This is a genomic window from Streptomyces sp. (genome assembly GCF_035563135.1).
In the GTDB taxonomy this organism is placed as follows: domain Bacteria; phylum Actinomycetota; class Actinomycetes; order Streptomycetales; family Streptomycetaceae; genus Streptomyces.
Genome location: NZ_DATMVN010000505.1, coordinates 1 through 10847, shown reverse-complemented (window position 1 = coordinate 10847; position 10847 = coordinate 1). Strand labels below are relative to the sequence as shown.

Annotated in this window: 7 protein-coding genes; 2 read left to right on the top strand and 5 right to left on the bottom strand. The window is 73.2% G+C overall.

Annotated elements, in window-relative coordinates:
• The 4 genes from VN520_RS22140 to VN520_RS22125 all read right to left on the bottom strand — a co-directional run.
• Positions 1-1595, bottom strand: a 1595-nt coding sequence (locus tag VN520_RS22140; protein ID WP_325748682.1) for a glycosyltransferase family 2 protein, incomplete at its 3' end; no start/stop codon positions are given.
• A gap of 158 nt (positions 1596-1753) precedes the next feature.
• Positions 1754-2632, bottom strand: a complete 879-nt coding sequence (locus tag VN520_RS22135) for a TylF/MycF/NovP-related O-methyltransferase (protein WP_325748681.1) — start codon at positions 2630-2632, stop codon at positions 1754-1756.
• Between the two features lie 11 nt (positions 2633-2643).
• Positions 2644-3378 (bottom strand): methyltransferase domain-containing protein, encoded by a 735-nt coding sequence (locus VN520_RS22130; RefSeq protein WP_325748680.1) that lies wholly within the window; start codon positions 3376-3378, stop codon positions 2644-2646.
• 125 nt (positions 3379-3503) lie between these two features.
• A complete protein-coding gene (locus VN520_RS22125; RefSeq protein WP_325748679.1) occupies positions 3504-5513 on the bottom strand; it encodes a CDP-glycerol glycerophosphotransferase family protein in 2010 nt (669 codons plus the stop codon).
• Positions 5514-5613: 100 nt separating this feature from the next.
• Between VN520_RS22125 and VN520_RS22120 the strand changes: the two genes are divergently transcribed.
• On the top strand, positions 5614-9111 hold the full coding sequence (locus VN520_RS22120) for a bifunctional glycosyltransferase/CDP-glycerol:glycerophosphate glycerophosphotransferase (RefSeq protein WP_325748678.1): 3498 nt from the start codon (positions 5614-5616) through the stop codon (positions 9109-9111).
• On the opposite strand, the gene VN520_RS22115 is transcribed toward VN520_RS22120, so the two are convergent.
• A complete protein-coding gene (locus VN520_RS22115; RefSeq protein ID WP_325748677.1) occupies positions 9101-9706 on the bottom strand; it encodes a TetR/AcrR family transcriptional regulator in 606 nt (201 codons plus the stop codon). The two genes, VN520_RS22120 and VN520_RS22115, sit on opposite strands and share 11 nt — an antisense overlap.
• A 141-nt stretch (positions 9707-9847) precedes the next feature.
• Between VN520_RS22115 and VN520_RS22110 the strand changes: the two genes are divergently transcribed.
• Positions 9848-10789 (top strand): ABC transporter permease, encoded by a 942-nt coding sequence (locus tag VN520_RS22110; RefSeq protein ID WP_325748676.1) that lies wholly within the window; start codon positions 9848-9850, stop codon positions 10787-10789.
• The last annotated feature ends 58 nt before the right edge of the window (positions 10790-10847 follow it).

Sequence of the window (10847 nt, the reverse complement as noted above, 5' to 3'; positions counted from 1 at the left end):
ACCCGCACCGCGATCCGGATCCCGTCCCCGGCCTCCGTCGGCCCGTGGCCGGCGAGGACGGCGTCGACCCGCTCGGCGCGCAGCTCCAGCTTGTTCCCGGAGAGCAGCGGGACGACCCGGGTGCGCTCGTCGACGTAGCGCACGGCGGGCGCGGCCGGGTTGCCGAGCAGCCGCATCGGCCCGCGGCGCGGCCGGCCCGCGCCGACGACGAGGGATTCCAGCTTCCAGAGGGTCCTAGCACCCCGCGCCGTGCCCCGGGTGACGAGCCGGCGCGGGTCGACGGCGGTCTCGAAGCCGGACCGTTCGTAGCGGTGCAGCGAGCGGCCCGATCCCGCCGCCGCCTCGTCGGTCACCGTCCGGTGCAGCCGCAGGGGGATCAGCCGGCGGCCCGACCTCAGCCAGCCGGCCCCGGCCGATCTGCCGGGGGCGTTGCGGACGTAGGCGTACCCCTTGAGGTGCAGCAGCCCGTCCCGCCACACGGCCTCGGTGAGATGCGCGTGCACGGGGAGGTCTCCGGCGGACAGCGCGGTGGCCCTGCGCGGCAGAGGGGGTTCGATCCCCGGGTACCGCGCCTGGGGCCGCAGCCGCCCGTGCACGTGGAAGGTGTCCCGGTCGGTGGTCTCGTGGGCCAGGAGGGCGAGCAGCTCCGCCGTCCTGCGCTCCCGGATGAGCTGCCACTTGACCCGCAGGTGCAGGGGCAGCGCGTCGAGGACGGCGGGTTCGACCGTGTCCGCGAAGGCGTTGGCGTGGGTGAGGAAGGCCTGGTGGAAATCGTCGTCGCCGTCCCGGAGGGCCTCGATGAACAGCCAGAGGTCACCGGAGAGCGCGTGCTCGTCGTAGCGCCGTTTCGCCTCCGTCATGCCCCGGTCCGCGAGGAACCGGCTGACGGTGGACACCGCCGTGACCCGGTCGCGGATGCCCCGGGCCACCGCGCGCCGGGTGGTGATCGAACCGTCGCGGTCCCGCCAGTGGTAGACCGGCTCCTCCACGACGTCGACGCTCCGGGCCAGGAAGTGGGCGGGCAGCACCACGGCGATGTCCTCGTACAGGACGCCCGTCGGGAAGGAGAAGGCGTGCAGGTCCCAGAAGGACCTGCGGAACACCTTGTTGCACGCGATGCGGTCGCCGAGCAGGATCCAGTCCCGGGTGACGTGGGTGGCCCGGCGGTGCTTCTCCATCGGCCTGCGGAACATCGGGGACTGTTCGAGCGTCCCGTCCGCCCGGAGCCTGAGGACGTTGCCGGTCGCGAAGTCCGAGCCCGACGCGTCGAGTTCGTCCAGCATCCTGGCGAAGGCACCCGGCGGGACGACGTCGTCGCTGTCGACGAAGGCCAGGAACCGCGCGTCCGGGTGGGCCTGTCCGGCGCCCGCGTTGCGCGCGGCCCCGAGCCCGGCGTTCTTCTGCCGGATCAGCCGGAAGCGCGGGTCCTGCCGGGAGAACTCCATCGCCGCACCGGCGCTGCCGTCCGTCGAACCGTCGTCGACCATGACGACTTCCAGGTCGGCCATGGTCTGTCCGGCGAGCGAGTCCAGGCAGGCTCCGAGGTACTCCTCGACGTTGTAGAGCGGGACGACGACGGTGAGACGGGGTGCCATGGCGCTGCGCACGATCCTTCCGGGCGGACGAACGGACGTCTTCTGCAACGGACGTCCTCTCCAACGGACTTCCTCTGTATGGAACGAGCCCCGTGCCTGCGGGGCACGGGGCTCACGACGGGGCGCCGCCCGCCCGGGGTCCGGCCGGGCGCGCCCGTTCAGGGTTTGACGGCGATCCGGCCCTCGTCCATGCGCAGCAGCAGGAGCTGCTCGCCGGTCTCCTCCAGGAACTCGTCCACGGCCTGGCGCGATCCCTGCCAGTAGCCGTAGTCGTCGATCAGCAGCACTCCGCCGCTCACCAGGCGTCCGTACAGGTGCGCGAGCTCGTGCTTCGTCGACGCGTACCAGTCGGTGTCCAGCCGGAGGATGGAGATCTGTTCCGGTGCCTGCTCCGGAACGGTGTCCTCGACCTTGCCCCGCACGTAGTGGACGCGGTCCTTCGGATAGGGCACCTGCTCGAAGCCGGCCTGTACGTCCTCCAGGGAGGCCACGGCCCAGATGGGCCGGTCCTTGCCCTGCGCGTCCAGCAGTTCCTGGGCCGGCCTGCCGTCCCTCCGCAGATCCTCCGCGGTGGGCGGGGTCATGCCCTCGTACGTGTCGAAGAGGTAGAGGTCCCGCTCCGTCTCACCGAGCGACAGCAGGGTCCTGGCGCAGGCCTGCATGGAACCGCCGCGCCAGACACCGCATTCGACGATGTCCCCCGGGATGCCGTGCTTCACGACGTGCCGGGTCGCGAGGACGAAGGCGTTGAGCCGCTCCGGGGAGGTCATCGTGTACGGCTTGACCGCACGGATGATGTCCTTCGCCTCGTCGTCGTAGTCCGCGGGGAACTGCTGCGGCTTCCTGGCCGCGGCCTTCGGCGCGGCCGGCTTCTGCGCCACCGGCCCCTGTGCCGTCGCCGGGGCCCCCGCGGGGGCGGAGCGGGGAGCGGGGAGGGCCGCGCGCCTGAGCTGGTATCCGGTGAGTTGCTGAAGGACGCCGTTGACGGCGTTGCGCCAAGCCATGGGGCCGGACAATACGCGCGTTTTGCGGCTCATGTCATCTTTCGTCAACCTGTGGTTGATGGGACGGTACGGCTGTCCGGGCGCCCGCACCGCTCCCGGCCGTCCAGCGGGCGCGGCAGCGGGATCCGGTCCACTCCACCGGCCCGGTTGGCCCACCAGACGGCCGTCTCCCGGACGGCGAGATCGGCCAGCCGGTTCTTCAGCCGGGTCACCGGCCGCCGGTGGGGCTGCGGCCGGCGGAAGACCCCCACCGAGTCGCCCCAGTAGGCGGCCTTGGCGTCGATGGAGGCGTAGTCGTGCCAGATGCCCTTGGCCGGCGGGAAGTCCGTGTACGCCTCGCAGAGTTCGAGGCGGGAGTGGGCGGCCATCGCCCGGAAGCCGTCGGGGTAGTAGCGCCAGCAGTCCTGCGCGTCGTGGGCGTGGCCGCGCGAGGGCGCGGTGATGAAGGCGTAACCGCCGGGCTTGAGCACCCGGGTGATCTCCATCATCGACACCCAGAAGAAGGGGATGTGCTCGAACGCCTGGCCGGACAGCACGACATCGGCGCTGCGCGACTTCGCGGGAATCCGGTAGGGCCGCGTCATGACCGCGTCGACGTTGGGGCCGTCCAGGACGTCGACCCCGAAGTAGTCGACGTCGTGGTCCGCCAGCAGACCGCGGTGGGTGCGTGTCTGCTTTCCGGAGATCCGTGAGCCGAGGTCCACGACACGGTGCCTGCGGGCCTTGGGCAGATACTCCTCGATGCAGAGCTGCATCTGCTCGTAGGCGGACCGGTGCATGAGCTTCTCCCAACGTTGCCGTGTGCGCGCGCTGTTGAGCACAACGACGGCGGGGTACGGAGGGATCGCCCCGTACGGGTGACCCGGGGCCCCGGCCGGGCCGCACGCCCAACCCGTACGCCCGCTCAGTCGGGCCGCACCGGGAAGACCCGCCGCACCACGCGCTCCGCCGCGCGTCCGTCGTCGTAGGGGCAGAAGCGGCGGCGGAACGCGGCACGCAGCTCGCCGGCCTCCGGGGACCTCCAGGCTCCGCTCCGCAGCACCTCCCGCAGCTCGTCCTCCGTGGTGGCGACCGCGCCGGGGGTGTCGCCGGGGCGGCCGGACAGCAGGTCGACGTAGACACCGCGAGCGGCGCGGTAGGCCTCCCAGTCGGGCACGTAGGTGATGATCGGGCGGTCCAGGCAGGCGTAGTCGAACATCAGGGACGAGTAGTCGGTGATCAACGCGTCGGCGGCGAGGAAGAGTTCCTCGACGCGGGGGTGGCCGGTGACGTCCACGACCCGGCCGCCCGGCGCCGTCCCGGCCGAACGCCCGTAGAAGTAGTGGGCGCGTACCAGCAGCACACAGCCGGGTCCCAGATCGCGGGCGAGACGCTCCAGGTCGAGGCGGGGGACGAAGCCCTTGCGGTAGTCGCGGTGGGTCGGCGCGTACAGCAGGACGGTCGCTCCCGGCGCGATGCCCAGCTCGGCCCTGGCCTTGCCGGTCCGCTCGGCGGTGGCGGTGCACAGGACGTCGTTGCGCGGGTAGCCGTAGGGCAGGTGTTCGTACGAGGAGGGATAGACCCGGTCCCAGGTCTCGGTGCTGTGCGGGTTGGCGGAGAGGCTGAAGTCCCACTGGTCGGCGTGGGCGACGACCCGTTCGAAGCTGACACCTCCGGTGAGGGCGGGATACGGCAGCTGGTCGAGGCCCATGGTCTTCAGCGGCGTCCCGTGGTGGGTCTGGAGGTAGATCTGGCCGGGCCGTTTGGTGAAGCCGCCGGGGAAGCTGGAGTTGTTGACCAGGTACGTCGCGGTGGCCATGGCCCGCCAGTAGGCGCGGGAGCCCTCGATGACGTACGGCACACCGGGCGGCATCCGGTCCAGGTGGCGCGAGGAGACCACCCAGACACCGCGGATGTGCGGGACCAGTTCGCGGGCCTTGGCGTAGACGGCGGCCGGATTGCAGGCGACGCCCCTGTTCCAGTAGGCCCCGTAGACGGCGAGGCGGGGGTCCAGCGGCCGGTGCAGGTCGGCGCGGTACACGGCCCTCATCGCACGGGCACGCAGCGCCTTCCTGCCCGCGTGCGCGGCGGCGCGCGCCCGGGTGCGCCCGGCGCGGGCGGCCTCGCGGGCCCGGTGTGCGGCGTACCGGCCGGGCAGTCCCGCCGCGCGGAAGAAGGCGGCGCGGTCCGCCGGGGCGATCCGGCCCGGGTCCTCCAGCACGGCCGTCAGGTGCGCGGTGCGCGCGGCCGGGACACGCGGGTCGCCGCCGGTCTCGGCGGTCAGCCGCTCGTACGCCTCGATGACGGCGAAGTGCGCGCGGCCCGGTGCCGTGGCGGGCGTGCCGGTCCTGCGCAGCCGGTGGCGTACGCAGATCCGGTCGAGCGAGGCGAGGGTGCCCGCGTCGGAGGCGAGGAAGGCCGCGCGGTGGACCGGCACGACGTCGCCGTACGGGCCCTCGGTGAAACGGAGCCGGTGGGCGTCCCAGAAGGCGCGGCGCAGGAGCTGGTTCCGGGCGGCGGGGAGGGTGTCGCCCGGCTGGGTCCTCCCCCACCAGTCGGCCCGGTCGTGTCCCAGGCGCAGCACGTCGGGCCGGTCCTCGGCCAGCCGTGCGGCGATCTCCGCCACGGCTCCGGGCAGGAGCAGGTCGTCCCCGTCGAGGAAGAGCAGATAGGCCCCGCGCGCCGCCTCCGCGCCGGCGTTGCGGGCCGCGCCCGGGTCCCGGGGGCCGTCGAGGACGAGCACACGCACCCGGGGGTCGCGGCCAGCGCACTCCCTCGCGATGGCGAGCTCCGGTCCGTCCTCGGGCGTGCCGACGGCGATCAGCTCCAGGCCGGCCGGACCGCCCTCCGGCGGCGGCTGCCCGGTCACGGACTCCAGGGCCGCCCTCAGGTACCCCTGAACACGGTGGGCGGACACGACGACACTGAGCAGCATGGCAGCCGAGCGTAACGGCGGACGCACGGGCCGCCCCAGGGAGCTTCACCCGTTCGGGTCAGCGGCGTGACCCGGGAGGCTCCCCCGGGTTGAGCCGTGCATGAAGCCACTCCTCAGCGTCGTCGTCCCGGTGCACAACGTCGAGGACTACCTGGAGGAGTGTCTCGGTTCGCTGGCCGGGCAGTCCCTGAAGGACATCGAGGTGGTGCTCGTCGACGACGGCTCGACGGACGGGAGCCGCCGGATCGCCGAGGACTTCGCCGCCCGGGACACCCGTTTCCGCTGTGTCCACCAGCCCAACGCGGGCCTGAGCGCCGCACGCAACGCGGGGGTCGCCCGCACCACCGCCGGCGTTCCGTACCTGGCGTTCGCCGACAGCGACGACGTCCTCGTCCCCGACGCGTACGAACGGATGCTGGCCTCCCTGGAGTCGACGGGCTCGGACCTGGTGACGGGCAACGTGTGGCGGCTCACCGGGCAGGGAAGGCAGCAGGCCTGGCAGTACCGCTGGCTGACCGCCGACCACCCCCGCACCCACATCACCCGCGATGCCCGGCTGCTGGCCGACCGCGTCGCCTGGAACAAGGTGTTCCGGCGCTCGTTCTGGGACCGGCACGGCTTCTCCTTCCCGGAGGGCAAGCTCTACGAGGACACCCCGGTGATGATCCCCGCGCACCATCTCGCCGGGTCGGTGGACGTGCTGCGCGAGCACGTCTACCACTGGCGGGTCCGGGAGGGTTCGATCACCCGGCGGCGTACGGACGTACGGGGCGTGCGGGACCGGATCGCGGCGTGCGAACAGGTCAGTGCCTTTCTGGGCGGCCTGGATCCCGCACAGCGGCTGCGCTACGACGCGTCGTGCCTGCGCGACGACTTCGTGTACTTCCTGGAAGGGCTTCCGATGGGCGGGCCCGCCTACCGCTCCGCGTTCATGAGGGACGCGGGTGCCTTTCTCGACCGGGCGGGCGAGGCGGCCATGGACGGGCTGCCGGCCGATGCGCGCATCCGCTGGCAACTGGTGCGGGAGCGCAGGACCGAGGAGCTCCTGGCCGTCCTGGAGTTCGAACGGGCCAACGGGACCGGCACGTTCACCGTCACGGGCCTTCCGGGGCGGCGGCGCGCCGCGCATCCCGGGATCACCGGCGGCACAGGCGTCTCGGCGCGTCTCGGCAAGGGTGATCTGCCCGCCGTGGCACGGCTGGTGGAGGCGTCCTGGGGTGAGGACGGCAGGCTGCGGCTGCGGGGGTACGCGTACATCCGCAACCTTCCGGCCCGGGCGGCCCGGCAGTCGCTGAAGGCCGGCCTGGTGCGGGAGACGGCGGGCGGGCGGATGAGGGCCGTGCCGGTGCGCACGGTCCGGACGGACCGGGCCACCGCGGACTCCGGCCAGGAGCTGCACTGCTACAACCACGCGGGCTTCGAGATGGTCCTCGACCCCGGGAAGCTGCGGCCGGGCAGCTGGCAGGTGGGCGTGGTGGTGGCCGGGCACGGTGTCGTACGGCGGGCGGCGCTGCGGGCGGTGGAGGCGGCCGCCGCGCAGCCGCTGGTCCACGACCTGGGCGGGGGGCGGCGCGCGGTGCTCGGCTACCGGGACGGCCGGCTGGAGCTGACCGTGGCCCGGCTGCCCGCGGTGGCGACCGGACACCACTACGGGGCGGGCGCCCTGGAGCTGACCGGGCGCCTGTACGGGGGCACCCGGCCGACCGCTCTCGTGCTGACCCGCGACGGAGCTGCGGAGCATGTCTGCCCCGTGCGATGCGAGGACGGGGACGGGGACATGAGCGGGGACGAGGGCATGAGCGGGGGCGCGGGCGGGAGCATGAGCGGGGGCGCGGGCGGCTTCAGCGCCCGGATTCCGCTCGCTGCGCTCACCGCCGGACCCGCGCCGGCACTCCGTGCGCCCCATGAGGCCGCCGGGGAGCCCGAGGGCCTGTGGCGGGCGGCGCTCGTGACCGGCGGGGTCCGCGTGCCGCTCGCCGCGGCCCCGGACCTGCCGCCGCCCGCCCTCGCCGACGCGGCGGGCGACCTGGTGGTGGACGTGACCGGTGCCCCGCGTGTGGATCACGTCGGACCTGCGCCGGACGGCGGGCTGCGCGTCCACGGGACCGGGACCGGCGCGCTCGTGCTGCGGCACCGCACCCTCGGGGAGACGGTGACCGTTCCCGTGGCACCACAGGAGCCCGAAGGACAGCAGGAGACCGAAGGGCGGGGGGCGGCCCGTTTCGCCGCCGTACTCGCCCCCCCTCCCCGCGAGGGCGACTGGGAGGTGCTCCTGGACGGCCGGCCGGTGCGCGTGGGGGCGGCGCTCGCCGCCCTGCTGCCGGTGGACGCCGCCGACGGCCGCTTCCGCCTCGACCGCAGGCACGGTGACCGGCTGACCGCGCACTGCGCGCCGGCGCTCGGCGACGCCGGGCGGAGCGCGTACCGCCAGGGCCGTCTGCGCACCGCGCACTACCCGGCGCAGCGCCGGCTGCCGCTCCGGGAGACGGTGCTCTACACCGGAGAGGGCTCCCCGCGCGCCGTGCACGCCGAGCTCGTGCGCCGGAGCACGGATGCCGAGCACCTCTGGGTCACCGATGGATCGGCGGGCGCCGCCGCCCGCGTCCCCTCCACCGCCGTCCCCGTCGTGGCGCACAGCACCGCCTGGTACGAGGCGCTGGCGCGGGCCCGCCGGATCGTCGCGGCCGGCCAGCTGCCCGCGTGGTTCGAGCGCCGTCCGGAGCAGACGGTCGTACAGACCTGGCACGGCCCCCCGCTCGGCAGGTTCGGCCTGGACCTCACCGGTTCCCTGTACGCCGACCACCAGTACCTCGCCACTCTGGAGCACCGCTCCGCCCAGTGGTCGGTCCTGGTCTCCCCCAGCGCCTTCGCCACCCCGCACCTGTGCCGCGCGCTGGCCTACCGCGGCGAGGTGCTGGAGGCGGGCTCCCCCGCCGACGACCTGCTGTCCGCCCCCGGCCGGGACAGGACGGCGGCGCGGGTGCGCCGGGAACTGGGCGTCCCGGACGGCCACCGCGTGGTGCTGTACGCACCGACGTACCGCGACCACCTCGCGCACGCGCCGGCCGACGTCCCCCTCGGAGCCCCCCCGCTCCACCGCTGGGATCCGGCGCTCGACCTGTCCGCGCTGGCACGGTCGCTGGACGGCCGCACCACCGTGCTGGTCCGCAGGCACCCGCGGGTGACGGGCAGCGTGCCGGCGCACCCCGCCCTGCTCGACGTGTCCGCGCACCCGGACGCCACCGAACTCCTGCTGATCGCCGATGTGCTGGTCACCGACTACTCGGGCCTCGTGTTCGGCTTCGCGCACACGGGCCGTCCGGTGCTCTTCCACACCTACGACCTGGAGCACTACAGGGACACCGTGCGGGGCTTCTGCCTGGACTTCGAGGCCCGGGCCCCCGGGCCGCTGCTCCTCACCACCCAGGAGGTGGCTCAGGCCCTGCGGGACATCCCGGCTTCGGCGGACCTCCACGCGGAGGCGTACGAGAGTTTCCGGCGGGACCACTGCGGGCCCGCGGACGGCGGAGCGGCCCGCCGTGTCGCGGACCGGCTGCTCGACGAGGACGCCGGCTCCCCGCGCCCCGTCAGGCCTTGAGCGCCCGGACCGCCGAGGCCGCGAGGTCGTCCAGATACCCCTGGGGCAGCTCGCCGCGGACCACGGCCAGGCGCCAGTACAGCGGCCCGACGATGAGGTCCAGCGCGCGGTCGGGATCGCTGCCCTCGGGCAGTTCCCCGCGCGCCACCGCCGCGCGCACGACCACGGCTGCCACCCCCTGCTGCTGATCCAGCAGGGCGGCCTTGATGGCTTCGGAGATCTCCGGGCTGCGGGCCGCCTCGACCAGCAGGTCGGGGATCACCTGCGAGGCGACGGGGTGGCGCAGGGCGTACGCGGCCAGTTCCAGCACGGCGCGCACATCCCCGTACAGCGAACCCGTCGCGGGCGCCGGCATGCCCTGCGAGGCGACGGCCGCGACCAGGTCGAGGACGAGGTGGAGCTTGGACTTCCAGCGGCGGTAGACAGCGGTCTTGCCCACTCCCGCGCGCCGGGCGATGCCCTCGATCGACATCCGCGCGAATCCGACGGCGGCCAGTTCCTCGAAGACGGCGCCGCGGATCGCGTCGGTCACGTCCTCGCGCAGCACCGCGGCACCTGCCGGGATGCGGCGCCCGGTTCGCCGTTCGGTGGTCATGGCCCGAATGATAGACCGTAACGACGAAACGGTTGCGTTGCGGCGTACAAACGTCCTACTCTCAGCGTTGCGACGATACGGTCCCGTCCCATCGAGCCGGATCCGTCCACCCTGATTCCCCGCCCCCCTCCGAAAGCGATCGTGGTGAGCCAGACAGCAGCCCCGCCGGCCCCGGTGGACACCGCATCACCCGCCCTTCTCCCCGTGTACGAACCCGGCGAGCTGGCCGCGCTCGCGGCCCGGCACGGACTGACAGTGAGCGGGGCCCGGCCGACGCTCGGTGCGTACATCCGGCAGCTCTGGGGGCGCAGGCACTTCATCACCGCCTTCGCCACGGCGAAGCTGACCGCGCAGTACAGCCAGGCGAAACTCGGTCAGATCTGGCAGATCATGACCCCGCTGCTCAACGCGGCGGTCTACTACTTCATCTTCGGCGTCCTGATGAACACCAAGCACGGAGTCCCCGACTACGTGCCCTTCCTCGTCACCGGTGTCTTCATCTGGACCTTCACCGCCAGCTCGATCACGGCCGGCACCCGCGCCATCAGCGGGAACACCGGACTCGTCCGGGCCCTGCACTTCCCCCGGGCGTCCCTGCCGATCGCCCTGGCCATCCAGCAGCTCCAGCAGCTGATGTTCTCCCTGGGCGCGCTGTTCCTGATCCTCCTCGTCTTCGGCCAGTACCCGCGGCCGTCCTGGCTGCTGGCGGTCCCCGCGCTCGCCCTCCAGGCCCTGTTCAACACCGGCGTCTCGATGGTCATGGCCCGGCTGGCCGCCAAGACCCCCGACATCGCCCAGCTGACACCGTTCATCCTGCGGACCTGGATGTACGCCTCGGGTGTCATGTGGAGCCTCGACACCCTGCTCACCGCCGACCGGGTCCCGCACTTCGTCCTGCTGGCCCTGGAGTACAACCCGGCGGCCGTCTACATCGACCTGATGCGCTACGCCCTGATCGACAGCTTCACCGGCATGCAGCTGCCGCCCCATGTGTGGGCCGTCGCGACGGGCTGGGCCCTCGTCTGCGGCATCGGCGGTTTCGTCTACTTCTGGAAGGCCGAGGAGAGGTACGGACGTGGCTGACACCCTCGATGCGCGTGTACCCACCGTCGTCGTCGACGACGTCCACATCACCTACACG